Genomic DNA, 14,898 nt, shown 5'->3' with positions numbered 1-14,898 from the left:
CCCGTCCCCAAATGCCCTTCAGAGACCTTCTGCGTGTCCGACGTCATCCTGCGCCTTGCCCTGCCCTCGCCCCTGCGTCGCCTGTTCGACTACCGGGCCACGGCCGCGATGGCGCGCCTGCCGCTGACGCCGGGAATGCGCTTTCGGGTGCCATTTGGCCGGCGCGAGATGATCGGCGTGCTGGTGGAGGTGTGCGACAAGAGCGAAGTGCCCGCCGACAAACTCAAGCCCGCCAGCGCCCTGCTCGACCCGGTCTCACCGCTGCCGCCAGCACTGTTCAAGCTGTGCCTGTGGACTGCCCAGTACTATCAGCACAGCCTGGGCGACACCTTGAGCTGGGCCTTGCCGGTGCTGCTGCGCCAGGGCGAGCCGGCCGAGATACGCCAGGAGCGCTTCTGGCAGGTGACCCCGGGCGCGCGCCTGGAAGATCCGCGCATCGCCCGCGCACCGCGTCAGCGTGATGCCCTCAAGACCTTGTCCCAGCACCCGCACGGCGTGGCTCATAGCCTGTTGAGCAAGCTGGGGCTGAACAAAGACAGCCTCGACCTGCTGCTGGCCAAGGAGCTGGTCCAGCTCGAAGTGCGCCGGCACCTGCCGGCCGCGCGCCATGAACACTGGCTGGCCCAGCCTGAACTGCCGCTCAACGAAGAGCAACTGGCCGCATTCGAAGCCGTGCGTTCCGGCTTCGGCAGTTTCCACGCATTTCTCCTCGCTGGGGTCACCGGCAGCGGCAAGACCGAGGTCTACCTGCAACTGATCCGCGAAACCCTGGAGGCCGGCAAGCAGGCGCTGATCCTGATCCCGGAGATCAACCTCGGCCCGCAAACCCTGGCGCGCTTCGAGCAGCGCTTCAACGCGCGCATCGCGCTGCTGCACTCGGCGGTCAACGACCGCGAGCGCCTGGATGCCTGGCTGGCGGCCCGCGACGGCGAGGCCGATATCATCATCGGCACCCGCTCAGCGTTGTTCACACCGATGAAAAACCCCGGCCTGATCATCATCGACGAAGAACACGACGGCTCGTATAAACAGCAAGAAGGCCTGCGCTATCACGCCCGCGACCTGGCGCTGGTACGCGCACACCAGGAAAACATCCCGATCCTGCTCGGCTCCGCCACGCCGTCGCTGGAAAGCCTGCACAACGCCCATACCGGACGCTATGGCCTGCTGCGCATGAATCAACGCGCCGGCGGCGCCCGGCAGCCACGTTTCATGCGTCTGGACGTTCGCAGCCGGCCGCTGGACAGCGGCATCAGCGGCCCCTTGCAGCAGGCTATCGGCCAGACCCTGCAAGCCGGGCAGCAGGTGCTGGTGTTTCTCAACCGTCGTGGCTTTGCCCCGACCCTGTTGTGCCACGACTGCGGCTGGCTGTCCGAATGCCCGCGCTGCGATGCGCGAATGACCGTGCACCAGCGCTCCAATGTGCTGCGCTGCCACCACTGCGGTTACGACGAGCGGCTGCCGCTGCAGTGCCCCAAGTGCGCGCATGTCGACCTGCGGCCGGTAGGCGCTGGCACCGAACGCGCCGAGGAGCGGTTGAAGATTCTGTTCCCGGACTACCCAGTCCTGCGCGTCGACCGCGACAGCACCTCGCGCAAGGACGCCATGCACAACCTGTTCACCACCATCCAGCGTGGCCAACCGAGCATCCTGGTCGGCACCCAGATGCTGGCCAAGGGGCACCACTTCCCTCGGGTGACCCTGGTGGCCATTCTCGATGCTGACGGCGGGCTGTTCTCGGGCGATTTTCGCGCCAGCGAACGCATGGCTCAGCTGATCGTCCAGGTCGCGGGCCGCGCCGGTCGCGCCGAAGAGCCCGGCAAGGTGATCATCCAGACCCACCTGGCCGAGCATCCCTTACTGGTGCAACTGACCGAGCAAGGCTACTTCGCCTTTGCCGAGCAAGCGCTGAGCGAGCGCCGCGCTGCCGGCCTGCCGCCGTTTGCCCACCTCGCCTTGCTGCGCGCCGAAGCGCACAAGCCAGGCCAGGCCGAAGGCTTCCTCGATGAGGCGTGCAGCGCTGCCGAGCGCATCGTGGCGGAACAAGGCCTGCAAGGCATCGAACTGCTCGGCCCGGTGCCCGCCCCGATGGAGCGACGAGCGGGGCGTTTTCGCGCGCAACTATTGCTCCAGGCCAATGCCCGGGCGCCCTTGCATCGACTGATCAGTGCCTGGTTGCTAGTGTTGGAGCAGATGCCAGCAGGGCGCCAAGTACGCTGGTCGCTAGACGTGGATCCAGTCGATCTCTATTGACGCCGTGGGAGCGGGCTTGCCTCGCGATTACCAAGCATCGTTCACCTCCGCAATCGCGGGTCAAGCCCGCTCCCACACGGCACCCGCTCAGCCGGACATGCCCTGAAAGGTTGGCAACCGCGGCCCAGCCACGGATAATGCTCAGTTTTTCCACCTGCGCATCGAAGCGCCCCGCCGCGCTTGCGGTCGAAAAGAGAATCTCATGAAAGACACCATTCGCCAGCTGATCCAGCAAGCCCTCACCCAACTCGTCACCGACGGTGTGCTGCCTGAAGGGCTGACGCCGGCGATCCAGGTGGAAAACGCCCGTGACAAGACCCACGGCGACTTCGCCAGCAACATCGCCATGATGCTGGCCAAGCCAGCCGGCATGAAGCCGCGCGACCTGGCCGACAAACTGATCGCCGCCCTGCCTGCCAGCGCCGACATCAGCAAGGTCGAGATCGCCGGCCCCGGCTTCCTCAACTTCTTCCAGAACACCGACGCCCTGGCCAATCGCCTCGACGCCGCCCTGGCAGACGCCCACCTGGGCGTGCGCAAGGCCGGCCCGGCCGAGAAAGTCGTCATCGACATGTCGGCGCCAAACCTTGCCAAAGAGATGCACGTTGGCCACCTGCGCTCGACCATCATCGGCGACAGCGTTGCCCGCGTGCTGGAGTTCCTCGGTGACAACGTCATCCGCCAGAACCATGTTGGCGACTGGGGCACGCAGTTCGGCATGCTGATGGCCTACCTGGAAGAAAACCCGATCACCAGCGACGAGCTGTCGGACCTGGAGAATTTCTACCGCGCGGCGAAAAAGCGCTTCGACGAGTCCGAAGAGTTCGCCACCCGCGCCCGTGGCCTGGTGGTCAAGCTGCAAGCTGGCGACGCGGAATGCCTGGCCTTGTGGACGCGCTTCAAAGACATCTCGCTGTCGCACTGCCAGAAGACCTACGAGCTACTCAACGTCAAACTGACCATGGCCGACGTGATGGGCGAGAGTGCCTATAACGACGACCTGGCCAACGTCGTCGCCGACCTCAAGGCCAAGGGCCTGCTGGTCGAGAGCCAAGGCGCCCAGTGCGTATTCCTCGACGAATTCAAGAATGCCGAAGGCGAACCGCTGCCAGTGATCGTGCAGAAGGCCGACGGCGGCTACCTGTACGCCACCACCGACCTGGCGGCTGTGCGCTATCGCAGCAACACCCTGCAAGCCGATCGCGCCCTGTACTTCGTCGACCAGCGCCAGGCCCTGCACTTCAACCAAGTGTTCGAAGTGGCCCGTCGTGCCGGCTTCGTCGGCCACCCGATGCAAATGGAACACATGGGCTTCGGCACCATGAACGGCGCCGATGGCCGTCCGTTCAAGACCCGTGACGGCGGCACCGTCAAGCTGATCGACCTGCTCACCGAAGCCAAGGAGCGTGCGTACGCCCTGGTCAAGGAAAAGAACCCGAGCCTGGCCGAAGACGAGCTGCGCCATATCGCTGAAGTGGTTGGCATCGGCGCGGTCAAGTACGCCGACCTGTCCAAGCACCGCACCAGCGACTACAGCTTCAACTTCGAGCTGATGCTCAACTTCGAAGGCAACACCGCGCCTTACCTGCTGTACGCCTACACCCGTGTGGCGGGCGTGTTCCGCAAACTGGGCAAGGGCTACCATGAAGTCGACGGCCAGATCGTATTGCAGGCAGCTCACGAGCAGGACCTCGCGGCGCGCCTGGCGCAGTTCGGCGAAGTGCTCAACAACGTGGCTGAAAAAGGCACTCCACACGTGCTGTGCAGCTACCTGTACGACATCGCCGGTTTGTTCTCCAGCTTCTACGAGAACTGCCCGATCCTCTCTGCCGAAACTGCCGAACAGCAGCAAAGCCGCCTGCGCTTGGCTGCGCTGACCGGTCGTACGCTCAAGCAAGGCCTGGAGCTGCTCGGCCTGGAAACCCTGGAGCGTATGTAAGTTGGCTGCCAAGAAAAAACCCGCACCCAAGCGCGGCGCCAGCCGCCAACAGGCGCCGGCCAAACAGCCGATCCCAGGCTGGGTTTGGCTGGCGGTCGGCCTCACCGTGGGCGCGTTCATCGTCTTCCTGATGAAGCTTGAGCCCGGCGGCGATGACATCAAGCGCGCCAAGCCTGAACAGCAGAAGCCGGCCAAAGTCGCCGAAACGGCGAAAAACACCGCCCCGACGCCACAGCAGCCGGTCAAGCCGAAGTACGACTTCTATACCCTGCTGCCAGAGTCGGAAGTGATCGTGCCGCCTGAAGCGGTGCCGGAGAAAACGCCGCCCGTGCCTGCCCAACCGGTCACCCCCGTGACGCCGGCGGAAGCGGCCAAGATCGATACCGCTCGCGCCCAGGCTGCGCTGCTGGGGCAAACCCCACCACCGCCACCACCGGTGATCAAGCCGGCAGCGACCACCCTGTTCTTCCTCCAGGCCGGCTCGTTCCGCAAGCAGGCCGATGCCGACAAGGTCCGCGCACAGATCATTCTGCTCGGCCAGGCGGTGAAGGTGGAGTCGGGAACGGTCAAGGAAGAGACGTGGTACCGGGTTTTGGTCGGCCCGTTCAGCAACCGCGAACAGCTGACCGTGGCGCAGAAGCAGTTGGCCGGCGCAGGGTTCAGCAACCTGCTCTTGCAACAGCGACAGACCCGCCAGTAATGAAAAAGGCCTTGCCGCTCCCGTGCGACAAGGCCTTTTTTCTTAAGCTCTACCAGCGTTGACTTCGGAAACCTGCCGGTTCAGCGTCCAGAAGTCGTAGAGCACACCCAGCAGGAACAACCCACCGGTGAAGAAGTAGATGATCGCGCTGATCCACTTGCCCTGGTACAGCCGGTGCGCGCCGAAGATGCCGAGGAAGGTCAACAGGATCCAGGCCAGGTTGTAGTCCACCCGCCCGCCCTGGAAGCGCATATCGGCCTCACGATCCATCGACGGGATCAGGAACAGGTCAATCAGCCAGCCAATTCCGAGCAGCCCCAAGGTGAAGAACCAGATGGTCCCGGTAATCGGCTTGCCGTAGTAGAACCGGTGCGAGCCGGTGAAGCCGAAAATCCACAGCAAATAGCCGAGGACCTTGCTGTGGGTGTCGTGAAACGGCCCCCCTTGTTGATAACTGTTCATTCTTAGCCCTCGTGGCTTAGCCAAAAATTTTCCAAGAAAAAATGTGACTTTTTCGTGTGAAGTCGACGTGTGGCACCCTGCCAGTCGACCAACGGATCATTTTTTGAGCAAAAAGCTGTTATAAAGTTGCGCGCCAATACCTAATTCAAACATATCAAGAGCTTCAACTATGCCGCCTTTGTTCAAGACATGGCTGACCCTCTGCCTATTATTGCCCCTGGCCGCCCACGCCACCAACCGTGAGCAACGTCTTCCCAACGGCTTCACTGGCTATACCACCAACGCCACCGTGAAGCGCGCTCCGGTCAAACATGCCAACACCCTGCGTGCTCGCCCAAGCAATGCCGCCAAGGCTCGTGACGGCTTGCCTGCCGTCGCCATGTCGGCCAAGCAAAGCAGCGATGTACTCAGCCGCGCCGTCAATGTCCTCGGTACCCCCTATCGTTGGGGCGGCAGCAGCCCAAGTAAAGGCTTCGACTGCAGCGGGCTGGTCAAATATGCCTTCAACGACGTGGCTGACGTCGACCTGCCGCGCACCTCCAATGCCATGGCCCAAGGCCACGGGGTCAAGGTGGCACGCAGCGATCTCAAGCCTGGCGACCTGATCTTCTTCAACATCAAGAGCCGCCGGGTCAATCACGTTGCCATCTACCTGGGCAACGACCGCTTCATCCACGCACCGCGCCGTGGCAAGCGAGTGAGCATCGATCAACTGAGCAAGCCGTATTGGCAGAAGCACTATGTAGTGGCCAAGCGAGTGCTGCCTAAAGACCAGCAGCTGAGCCTGGCCAAACGCTGATCATTTCCACCTTATCGCGGGGCAAGCCCGCTCCCACGCAACTCGACCTCACGCGTGGGAGCGGGCTTGCCCCGCGATAAGGTCGCTGCTCAAATCAGAGCGACTCGATGACACCCTGCGCACGCAAACACTGCAACGCCGCCTCCATCGTCTGCATCCCCGCCGCCCCACCCGCCTGCATCACTGAATACAGCTGCGCCATCCGCCCCTCGCGAATCAGGTTACGCACCGCAGCAGTGGCCACTAGCACCTCCCTGGCCGCCACCCGCCCGCCACCAACGCGCTTGACCAGCACCTGCGCCACCACCATGCGCAGCGACTCGGCGAGCATGGCCCGCACCAGCGGCTTTTCCTCGGCAGCGAACACCTCTACCAGCCGGTCGATGCTGTTGACCGCAGAACGCGTATGCACGGTGGCCAGCACCAAATGCCCCGTCTCCGCAGCCCGCAACGCCAGGCGGATGGACTCAAGATCACGCAGCTCGCCGATCATGATCACATCAGGGTCCTGGCGCAGGGCACTGCGCAGCGCCTGGGCAAAGTCGCGACTATCGCGGCCAATCTCACGCTGGGTGAGCAGGCTGCGCTGGCCGCTGTGGATAACTTCGACGGGATCTTCAAGGGTGATGATGTGCAGCGAGCGCTCGCGATTGAGCCAATCGATCAGCGCGGCGAGGGTGCTCGACTTGCCACTGCCAGTTGGGCCACCCACCAGCACCAGCCCGTCCGTGCAGTGCGCAATAGGTTGAAACACATCAGCCAAGCCCAGTTCATCCAGCGTCGGCACGCCACTGGGGATCAGCCGGAAACTGGCTGCCAAGCCATTGCGCTGGCGAAACAGATTCACGCGCAGGCGACCCAGTTGGGGCAGGCTCAAGGCCAGGTCGAGCTCATCGCCCGCCAGCCATTGGCGCCGCTGCTCCTGCTCCAGCCAAGGGGCCAGGCCCTCCTCCAGCTGGCAGGCCTGCAACGGCGGTAGCTGTATACGCTGCAATTGCCCATCCAGGCGCAGCATCGGTTTCTCGCCCACGGCCAGGTGCAAGTCGGATGCCCTTGCAGCTGCGGCGTGGGCCAACAGGTCAGTCACGTCCATGAGACTCCCCAAAGGCCTTCAAGCAGGTAGAATGCCGCAGACCCCTGAGCCGTCGGCATAGATCCATGTCCACCATAGCAGACAACCTTTGCGCGCTCGCCGCACGCATCAGCCAGGCAGCGCAAGCCTGCGGGCGCGATCCAGCCAGCATCCAGTTGCTGGCCGTGAGCAAGACCAAACCCGCCGCCGCCGTACGCGAGGCCTACGCTGCCGGCGTGCGCGACGTCGGCGAAAACTACCTGCAAGAAGCCCTGGCCAAGCAGCAAGAATTAACCGACCTGCCCTTGACCTGGCACTTCATCGGCCCCATCCAGTCGAACAAGACCCGTGCAATTGCCGAACATTTCGACTGGGTACATTCCGTGGATCGCCTGAAGATTGCCCAACGCCTGTCAGAGCAACGCCCTGCCGAGCTGCCAGCGCTGAACATCTGCCTGCAAGTCAACGTCAGCGGCGAGGACAGCAAGTCTGGCTGCGCACCGGCCGACCTGCCGGCGCTGGCCGCTGCCGTTGCGGCCCTGCCCGGCCTGCGCCTGCGCGGACTGATGGCGATCCCCGAACCGACTGATGACCGCGCCGCCCAAGAAGCTGCCTTCGCTCGCCTGCGTGAGTTGCAAGAGCAACTCACGCTCGGCCTGGACACCCTTTCGATGGGCATGAGCCACGACCTGGAAGCGGCGATCGCCCAGGGTGCGACCTGGGTACGCATCGGCACCGCCCTGTTTGGCGCGCGTGATTACGGGCGCGCCTGAAACCATGCTTTACTCACTCTTTCCCTCAAGGACCTGACATGAGCAACACACGTATTGCCTTTATCGGCGCCGGCAACATGGCCGCCAGCCTGATCGGTGGCCTGCGTGCGCAGGGCCTGGATGCCACGCAGATCCGCGCCAGCGACCCGGGCGCAGAGACCCGCAGCCGCGTCCACGCCGAGCACGGCATCGAGGTATTCGAAGACAACGCCCAGGCTGTCGCTGGCGCTGACGTGATCGTCCTGGCGGTCAAGCCACAGGTCATGAAGAGCGTCTGCCAGGCCCTGCAGCCGAGCCTGCACGAAGGCCAGCTGATCGTTTCCATTGCCGCCGGCATTACCTGCGCCAGCCTGCAAGATTGGCTGGGCGCCCGCCCGGTGGTGCGCTGCATGCCTAATACGCCGGCGCTGCTGCGCCAGGGCGTCAGCGGCCTGTACGCGACCGCCCAGGTGTCGCCTACGCAACGCCAGCAGGCCCAGGAGCTACTCTCGGCCGTGGGCACTGCCTTGTGGCTGGACCAGGAGCAGCAACTGGACGCCGTCACGGCTGTTTCCGGCAGTGGCCCGGCCTATTTCTTCCTGCTGATCGAGGCCATGACCGCTGCTGGCGAGAAACTCGGCCTGCCACGTGAGACGGCCTCCCAGCTGACCCTGCAAACCGCGTTGGGCGCCGCACACATGGCCGTGGCCAGTGATGTCGACGCTGCCGAACTGCGCCGCCGGGTGACCTCGCCAGCTGGCACCACCGAGGCGGCAATCAAGTCCTTCCAAGGCAACGCTTTCGAGGCCATCGTGGAACAGGCGCTGCAGGCTGCGGCTACCCGTTCCGCCGAGTTGGCCGAACAATTGGGCAAATAAGGAGCTGTTGATGAATGCACTGTCCGGCGCCGCGATCTTCGTGGTGCAAACCCTGGTCAGCCTGTACCTGGTGATCGTCCTGCTGCGCTTCGTCCTGCAGCTGGTCAAGGCCGATTTCTACAACCCGCTGAGCCAGTTCGCGGTGCGCGCCACCCAGCCACTGCTCAAGCCGATCCGCCGGATCATCCCGAGCATTGCCGGCCTGGACACCTCGTCGCTGTTGCTGGCGATCCTGATCCAGGCGTTGCTGATGGCCTTCGTGCTGATGGTCAGCTACGGCACTTTCGGCGATGTCCTGCACCTGCTGCTGTGGGCGATCATTGGCATCACCTCGCTGTTCCTGAAGATCTTCTGGGTGGCGATGATCGTCATGGTGATCGTTTCCTGGGTCGCGCCTAACAGCCACAACCCTGCTGCCGAGCTTGCCTACCAGATCAGCGAGCCGGTGCTGGCGCCGTTCCGCCGCCTGGTGCCGAACTTGGGCGGCATGGACATTTCGCCGATCTTCGCCTTCCTGGCGATCCAGGTGATCCAGTCGTTCGTCATGCCGCCGCTGGCTGCCTATGCCGGCATGCCGCAAGAGCTGTGGCGGATGATTTGACCCACATCCCCCTAGCGGCAAGCCTTTGCTTGCCGCTAAGGGGAGTGCTCTTTAGACTTACGCCTCCGTCAAGCGTGAGCAGGGTCGATGTCCACTGTCCTTCCCGAAGATTCCGTCGGTCTGGTAACACCGCAGATCGCCCGGTTCGATGAACCGCTGGCCCTGGCCTGTGGCCGATCGCTGGCCAGCTACGAGCTGGTCTATGAAACCTATGGCACGCTCAACAGCACGGCCAGCAACGCTGTGCTGATCTGCCATGCGCTGTCCGGCCATCACCATGCCGCGGGCTACCATGCCGACACCGACCGCAAGCCCGGCTGGTGGGACAGCTGCATTGGCCCCGGCAAGCCGATCGATACCAATCGCTTCTTCGTGGTCAGCCTGAACAACCTCGGCGGCTGCAATGGCAGCACCGGTCCGAGCAGCGTCAACCCGGCCACCGGCAAGCCCTATGGCGCCGACTTCCCGGTGCTGACCGTGGAAGACTGGGTGCACAGCCAGGTGCGCCTGGCCGACCGCCTGGGCATCGGCCAGTGGGCTGCGGTGGTCGGCGGCAGCCTGGGTGGCATGCAGGCGCTGCAATGGACCATCACCTACCCGGATCGAGTGCGTCACTGCGTCGACATCGCCTCGGCGCCGAAACTGTCGGCACAGAACATCGCCTTCAACGAGGTGGCGCGCCAGGCGATCCTCACCGACCCGGAGTTTCACGGCGGCTCGTTCCAGGACCAGGGCGTGATCCCCAAGCGCGGCCTGATGCTGGCGCGCATGGTTGGCCACATCACCTACCTGTCGGACGACTCGATGGGTGAGAAATTCGGTCGTGAGCTCAAGAGCGACAAACTCAACTACGACTTCCACAGCGTGGAATTCCAAGTCGAGAGCTACCTGCGCTATCAAGGTGAGGAGTTCTCCGGGCGCTTCGACGCCAACACCTACCTGCTGATGACCAAGGCCCTGGACTACTTCGACCCGGCCGCAGCGCACGCTGGCGATCTTGCCGCGACCCTGGCCCACGTTAGCGCCGACTACTGCATCATGTCGTTCACCACCGACTGGCGGTTCTCGCCGGCCCGCTCGCGGGAGATCGTCGATGCCCTGATGGCGGCGCGCAAGAACGTCTGTTACCTGGAAATCGACTCCCCCTACGGGCACGATGCCTTCCTGATCCCCACGCCTCGCTACATGCAGGGATTCTCGAACTACATGAACCGCATCGCCATCTGAGGACAGCATGAGAGCCGACCTGGAAATCATCCACGACTGGATCCCCGCCGGCAGCCGGGTACTTGACCTTGGCTGCGGCAACGGCGAGCTGCTGGCTTCGTTGCGCGACCGTAAAGGCGTTACCGGCTACGGCCTGGAAATCGACGCCGACAACATCGCCGCCTGCGTGGCCAAGGGCGTCAACGTCATCGAGCAGGACCTGGACAAAGGCCTGGGCAACTTCGCCAGCAACAGCTTCGACGTAGTGGTCATGACCCAAGCGCTGCAGGCCGTCGAGTATCCCGACCGGATTCTCTCGGAGATGCTGCGAGTGGGCCGCGAGTGCATCATCACCTTCCCCAACTTCGGCCACTGGCGCTGCCGTTGGTACCTGGCGACCAAAGGCCGCATGCCGGTCTCGGACTTCATGCCGTATACCTGGTACAACACGCCGAACATTCACTTCTGTACCTTCGCCGACTTCGAGAACCTGTGCCACGAGCACCGGGCCAAGGTCCTCGACCGTTTGGCGGTCGACCGTTTGCACCGTAATGGGTTGGGCGGGCGGGTATGGCCTAATCTTCTAGGTGAGATCGGCATCTATCGCCTCAGCAGCCCGGGCCTGACGGAACATCAGGTCGCGGTCTGATCTGCCCACCCCGGAGGAATGGCACCATGCGTCGTCTAGCTCTTTTCCTGATCAGCCTGTGCCTGGCCCTGCCAGTACTGGCTGCCGATGCTGCCAAGCCTGAGCGCAAGCAGGACTTCGGCGACGTCACGGTGCACTACAGCGCCTTTACCTCGAGCATGCTGCAGCCAGAGATCGCCGCCGCCACCGGCCTGACCCGCAGCAAGAATCAGGGCGTACTGAACATTGCCGTGCTCAAGGCCGGCAAGCCGGGCATGGCGGTGGTCAGCGGCACCGTCAAAGACCTGACCGGACGCAGCAGCCCGCTGTCGTTCAAGCAGATCGCCGACCAGGGCGCGGTGTACTACATCGCGCAGTTCAAGATCGACCAGGCAGAAACCCTGACCTTCGACTTGAACATCGAGACTGGCGGCGTCAGTCATAAACTCAGCTTCAACCAGGAAGTGTTCCCAGGCGAATGATGAATTTCCAGCAACTCGTATTGGCCAGCCATAACGCTGGCAAGCTCAAGGAGCTCCAGGCCATGCTCGGCGCGTCCGTGCAGCTGCGCTCGATCGGTGAATTCAGCCAGGTCGAGCCGGAAGAGACCGGCCTCTCGTTCGTCGAGAACGCCATCCTCAAGGCCCGTAACGCTGCGCGTATTTCCGGCTTGCCGGCGCTGGCCGATGACTCGGGGCTGGCGGTGGACTACCTTGGCGGCGCACCCGGGATCTACTCGGCTCGCTACGCTGACGGCAAGGGCGACGCGGCGAATAACGCCAAGCTGCTCGACGCCCTCAAGGATGTCCCGGACGATCAGCGCGGCGCGCAGTTCGTCTGCGTCCTGGCCTTGGTTAGGCATGCCGACGACCCGCTGCCTATCCTCTGCGAAGGCCTGTGGCACGGCAGCATCCTGCATGCCGCCAGCGGCGAACACGGCTTTGGCTATGACCCGCTGTTCTGGGTTCCGGAGCGCGAGTGCTCCAGCGCCGAGTTGAGCCCTGTCGAAAAGAACCAGCTCAGCCATCGCGCCCGCGCCATGGTCCTGCTGCGTCAGCGTTTGGGACTGGCATGACCGAAAAGCCGTCCATCCAGCTGCTCCACCCCGGAGCGGTTGGGGCCAGTCTGCACGTGCCACGCCTGGCGCTGCCGGAACTGCCGCCGCTGTCGCTGTACATCCATATCCCCTGGTGCGTGCGCAAGTGCCCTTACTGCGACTTCAACTCGCACCAGGCCGGCCCACAGCTGCCAGAGGCTGAATACGTCGACGCGCTGCTGGCCGATCTCGATCAAGAGCTGACTGCCGTTCAGGGCCGAGCGATCAGTTCGATCTTCTTTGGTGGCGGCACGCCGAGCCTGTTCAGCGCCGATGCGCTGGGGCGCCTGCTGCGCGGGGTGGAGCAACGTATCCCGTTCGCTGCGGATATCGAGATCACCCTGGAAGCCAACCCCGGGACCTTCGAGCAGGACAAGTTCAAGGCCTACCGGCAGACCGGTATCAATCGGCTGTCGATTGGCGTGCAGAGCTTCCAGCCAGCCAAGCTTCAGAAGCTGGGCCGCATCCATAATGGCGACGAAGCAATTCGAGCAGCCGACATGGCCCGTGCAGCGGGCTTCGACAACTTCAACATGGACCTCATGCACGGCCTGCCTGAGCAGTCGCTGGACGACGCCCTGGGCGACCTGCAACAGGCCATCGACCTCGGCCCCACGCACTTGTCCTGGTACCAGCTGACCGTGGAGCCGAACACGGTGTTCTGGAACCAGCCACCGGAGCTGCCCGAAGACGATATCCTCTGGGATATCCAGGAAGCCGGCCAGGCGCTGCTCGCCCAGCACGGCTTCGCTCAATACGAAGTCTCCGCCTACGCCCAGCCAGACCGGGCAGCGCGGCACAACCTCAATTACTGGCGCTTTGGCGACTTCATCGGCATTGGCGCGGGTGCCCACGGCAAGCTGTCGTTCGCCGATGGGCGCATCCTGCGCACCTGGAAGACCCGCCTGCCCAAGGACTACCTGAACCCGGCCAAGCCGTACAAAGCTGGCGAGAAGCTGCTGCCAGTCGATGAGCTGCCGTTCGAGTTCCTGATGAACGCCCTGCGCCTGACCCACGGAGTGGAAGCCGAGCTGTTCAGCCGCCGTACCGGCCTGCCGTTGGAGCAGCTTGCCCAAGCCCGTCGCGAGGCCGAACAAAAGGGCCTTTTGCAGGTCGAACCGGATCGACTGGCCGCGACCCCACGCGGCCAGCTGTTCCTCAATGACCTGCTGCAGTATTTCTTGACCTAAGGATGACCCATGGACCTGGTACTTGACCTGCTTGCGACCGTATCGCGCTGGAGCCGCAGCAATTTGTCGGAGATTTCCCTGGCACTGGTAGGCTGCCTGCTAGTGCTGTTCGGCACTGATATCAAGGCATGGGTAGAACAGCGTCTAGGCGGCCTGGCTGGTGCGCTGCGCGTGCCGTTCATGGCACTGCTGGTAATGATCGGCAGCGGCGCGGCGCTGATCTATGCGACGCCGTGGGTGGTGAAGGGGCTGAGCCAGTTCAACAACTATGCGCTGGCGCCGGTGCTCTTGGTGGTGCTGGTGTTGATTGGCGTGGTGGCTGATCGGCGGGGATGAAGCCAGCGCGCGGGATAGGCCAACGCCAACCCCTGTAGGAGCGGGCTTGCCCGCGAAGAGGCCGGTACATACCCATTGATGTAAGGCGAGGGCTTTGCCCTCGTTCGCGGGCAAGCCCGCTCCCACAAGAGCCAACTCAATCAGTTAGCTGGCATTGATTCTGCTGAGGCCGGATCAAAAAAAAACCGCCCCTCGCAGGGCGGTTTTTTTACCTGCACTACAGCAGGTTCTGCCATCCAAAGACCGGCTTGCAGCCCAGCGATCAGCTCAGCTTCTCGAACTTCAAGTCCCACACCCCATGCCCAAGTCGCTCGCCGCGGCGTTCGAACTTGGTGATCGGGCGTTCTTGCGGGCGCGGCACATAAGCACCATCTGCCGCCTGGTTGCGGTAGCCCGGCGCGGCGCTCATCACTTCCAGCATGTACTCGGCATACGGCTCCCAGTCGGTAGCCATATGGAATACACCGCCCGGCTTGAGCTTGCGTCGCACCAGCTCAGCGAACTCCAGCTGGACGATCCGGCGCTTGTGGTGGCGCGCCTTGTGCCATGGGTCGGGGAAGAACAGCATCAACCGATCCAGGCTGTTGTCGGCCACACAGCGGTTAAGCACTTCGATCGCGTCGCAGTCGTACACACGCAGGTTCTTCAGACCCTGGGTCAGCACGCCATTGAGCAGCGCGCCGACACCTGGACGGTGGACTTCGACACCGATGAAGTCCTGCTCAGGCGCGGCAGCAGCCATCTCCAGCAGCGAATGGCCCATGCCAAAGCCGATCTCCAGGGTGCGCGGCGCCGAGCGGCCGAACACTTGGTCGTAGTCCACTGGGCTGTCAGCCAGGGGCAGGATGAACAGGGGGCCGCCCTGGTCCAGACCACGTTGCTGGCCTTCGGTCATGCGCCCGGCGCGCATCACGAAACTCTTGATGCGGCGGTGTGGGCGCTCTTCGCCGTCAGCGGTGATCGGCGTTTCTTGCGATTCAGTCATC

The 14,898-nt window shown here is 63.6% G+C and carries 16 protein-coding genes; 13 read left to right on the top strand and 3 right to left on the bottom strand.

Translation table 11 applies throughout. The annotated features are described in order from the left end of the window. The first annotated feature begins 33 nt into the window (after nt 1-33). The 3 genes from HU737_RS24320 to HU737_RS24310 all read left to right on the top strand — a co-directional run bounded on the left by HU737_RS24320 (nt 34) and on the right by HU737_RS24310 (nt 4,892). Entirely contained in the window at nt 34-2,253 is a 2,220-nt protein-coding gene (locus HU737_RS24320) for a primosomal protein N' (RefSeq protein WP_186556566.1), read from the top strand. Nucleotides 2,254-2,455: 202 nt separating this feature from the next. Beyond that, on the top strand, nt 2,456-4,192 hold the full coding sequence (gene argS, locus HU737_RS24315) for an arginine--tRNA ligase (protein WP_186556565.1): 1,737 nt from the start codon (nt 2,456-2,458) through the stop codon (nt 4,190-4,192). 1 nt (nt 4,193) lies between these two features. Next, entirely contained in the window at nt 4,194-4,892 is a 699-nt protein-coding gene (locus HU737_RS24310) for an SPOR domain-containing protein (RefSeq protein ID WP_186556564.1), read from the top strand. 42 nt (nt 4,893-4,934) lie between these two features. Here the strand turns inward: HU737_RS24310 and HU737_RS24305 are convergent, their stop codons facing one another. Beyond that, on the bottom strand, nt 4,935-5,354 hold the full coding sequence (locus HU737_RS24305; protein ID WP_186556563.1) for an NINE protein: 420 nt from the start codon (nt 5,352-5,354) through the stop codon (nt 4,935-4,937). Nucleotides 5,355-5,523: 169 nt separating this feature from the next. Here HU737_RS24305 and HU737_RS24300 point away from each other — a divergent pair, with 169 nt between their 5' ends. Beyond that, nucleotides 5,524-6,153, top strand: coding sequence for a C40 family peptidase (locus tag HU737_RS24300; RefSeq protein ID WP_186556562.1), 630 nt, complete (start codon nt 5,524-5,526; stop codon nt 6,151-6,153). A 94-nt stretch (nt 6,154-6,247) separates the two neighbouring features. Here the strand turns inward: HU737_RS24300 and HU737_RS24295 are convergent, their stop codons facing one another. Further along, nucleotides 6,248-7,246 carry a type IV pilus twitching motility protein PilT gene (locus HU737_RS24295; RefSeq protein ID WP_186556561.1) on the bottom strand — a complete coding sequence of 333 codons (999 nt, stop codon included), beginning with the start codon at nt 7,244-7,246 and terminating at the stop codon, nt 6,248-6,250. 65 nt (nt 7,247-7,311) lie between these two features. On the opposite strand from HU737_RS24295, the gene HU737_RS24290 reads away from it, so the two are divergent. The 9 genes from HU737_RS24290 (at nt 7,312) to HU737_RS24250 (ending at nt 13,912) form a co-directional block, all read left to right on the top strand. Next, a complete protein-coding gene (locus HU737_RS24290; protein WP_186556560.1) occupies nt 7,312-7,998 on the top strand; it encodes a YggS family pyridoxal phosphate-dependent enzyme in 687 nt (228 codons plus the stop codon). Nucleotides 7,999-8,036: 38 nt separating this feature from the next. Continuing rightward, complete coding sequence (gene proC, locus HU737_RS24285; RefSeq protein ID WP_186556559.1) at nt 8,037-8,855, top strand: pyrroline-5-carboxylate reductase; 819 nt, start codon at nt 8,037-8,039, stop codon at nt 8,853-8,855. A 10-nt stretch (nt 8,856-8,865) separates the two neighbouring features. Beyond that, the gene (locus HU737_RS24280) at nt 8,866-9,456 is read left to right on the top strand and encodes a YggT family protein (RefSeq protein ID WP_186556558.1); all 591 of its coding nucleotides are present in this window, start codon (nt 8,866-8,868) and stop codon (nt 9,454-9,456) included. A gap of 87 nt (nt 9,457-9,543) precedes the next feature. After that, on the top strand, nt 9,544-10,683 hold the full coding sequence (metX, locus tag HU737_RS24275; RefSeq protein WP_186556557.1) for a homoserine O-succinyltransferase MetX: 1,140 nt from the start codon (nt 9,544-9,546) through the stop codon (nt 10,681-10,683). 7 nt (nt 10,684-10,690) lie between these two features. Then, complete coding sequence (metW, locus tag HU737_RS24270) at nt 10,691-11,311, top strand: methionine biosynthesis protein MetW (protein ID WP_186556556.1); 621 nt, start codon at nt 10,691-10,693, stop codon at nt 11,309-11,311. Between the two features lie 26 nt (nt 11,312-11,337). Continuing rightward, entirely contained in the window at nt 11,338-11,772 is a 435-nt protein-coding gene (locus HU737_RS24265; RefSeq protein WP_186556555.1) for a DUF4426 domain-containing protein, read from the top strand. Beyond that, on the top strand, nt 11,769-12,365 hold the full coding sequence (rdgB, locus tag HU737_RS24260; protein WP_186556554.1) for an RdgB/HAM1 family non-canonical purine NTP pyrophosphatase: 597 nt from the start codon (nt 11,769-11,771) through the stop codon (nt 12,363-12,365). The genes HU737_RS24265 and rdgB overlap by 4 nt, the downstream gene beginning before the upstream one ends. Then, a complete protein-coding gene (gene hemW, locus HU737_RS24255; RefSeq protein WP_225915641.1) occupies nt 12,362-13,576 on the top strand; it encodes a radical SAM family heme chaperone HemW in 1,215 nt (404 codons plus the stop codon). Before rdgB ends, hemW begins: the two co-directional genes overlap by 4 nt. A 9-nt stretch (nt 13,577-13,585) precedes the next feature. Further along, entirely contained in the window at nt 13,586-13,912 is a 327-nt protein-coding gene (locus tag HU737_RS24250; protein ID WP_016393360.1) for a DUF3392 domain-containing protein, read from the top strand. Between the two features lie 262 nt (nt 13,913-14,174). Here the strand turns inward: HU737_RS24250 and trmB are convergent, their stop codons facing one another. After that, nucleotides 14,175-14,897, bottom strand: a complete 723-nt coding sequence (gene trmB, locus HU737_RS24245; RefSeq protein WP_186556553.1) for a tRNA (guanosine(46)-N7)-methyltransferase TrmB — start codon at nt 14,895-14,897, stop codon at nt 14,175-14,177. Nucleotide 14,898 lies beyond the last annotated feature (1 nt).

Source organism: Pseudomonas urmiensis (assembly GCF_014268815.2).
In the GTDB taxonomy this organism is placed as follows: domain Bacteria; phylum Pseudomonadota; class Gammaproteobacteria; order Pseudomonadales; family Pseudomonadaceae; genus Aquipseudomonas; species Aquipseudomonas urmiensis.
Note: the sequence above shows the minus strand (reverse complement) of the source record. Positions and strands in the feature narration are given on the sequence as shown.

What these genes read in the sequence shown, in the direction of transcription:
- hemW (WP_225915641.1), top strand. Translation starts at nt 12,362, where the DNA reads ATGACCGAAAAGCCGTCCATCCAGCTGCTCCACCCCGGAGCGGTTGGG.
- metW (WP_186556556.1), top strand. Translation starts at nt 10,691, where the DNA reads ATGAGAGCCGACCTGGAAATCATCCACGACTGGATCCCCGCCGGCAGC.
- trmB (WP_186556553.1), bottom strand. Translation starts at nt 14,897, where the DNA reads ATGACTGAATCGCAAGAAACGCCGATCACCGCTGACGGCGAAGAGCGC.
- HU737_RS24250 (WP_016393360.1), top strand. Translation starts at nt 13,586, where the DNA reads ATGGACCTGGTACTTGACCTGCTTGCGACCGTATCGCGCTGGAGCCGC.
- proC (WP_186556559.1), top strand. Translation starts at nt 8,037, where the DNA reads ATGAGCAACACACGTATTGCCTTTATCGGCGCCGGCAACATGGCCGCC.
- HU737_RS24265 (WP_186556555.1), top strand. Translation starts at nt 11,338, where the DNA reads ATGCGTCGTCTAGCTCTTTTCCTGATCAGCCTGTGCCTGGCCCTGCCA.
- HU737_RS24280 (WP_186556558.1), top strand. Translation starts at nt 8,866, where the DNA reads ATGAATGCACTGTCCGGCGCCGCGATCTTCGTGGTGCAAACCCTGGTC.
- HU737_RS24290 (WP_186556560.1), top strand. Translation starts at nt 7,312, where the DNA reads ATGTCCACCATAGCAGACAACCTTTGCGCGCTCGCCGCACGCATCAGC.
- HU737_RS24295 (WP_186556561.1), bottom strand. Translation starts at nt 7,246, where the DNA reads ATGGACGTGACTGACCTGTTGGCCCACGCCGCAGCTGCAAGGGCATCC.
- HU737_RS24300 (WP_186556562.1), top strand. Translation starts at nt 5,524, where the DNA reads ATGCCGCCTTTGTTCAAGACATGGCTGACCCTCTGCCTATTATTGCCC.
- HU737_RS24305 (WP_186556563.1), bottom strand. Translation starts at nt 5,354, where the DNA reads ATGAACAGTTATCAACAAGGGGGGCCGTTTCACGACACCCACAGCAAG.
- metX (WP_186556557.1), top strand. Translation starts at nt 9,544, where the DNA reads ATGTCCACTGTCCTTCCCGAAGATTCCGTCGGTCTGGTAACACCGCAG.
- rdgB (WP_186556554.1), top strand. Translation starts at nt 11,769, where the DNA reads ATGATGAATTTCCAGCAACTCGTATTGGCCAGCCATAACGCTGGCAAG.
- argS (WP_186556565.1), top strand. Translation starts at nt 2,456, where the DNA reads ATGAAAGACACCATTCGCCAGCTGATCCAGCAAGCCCTCACCCAACTC.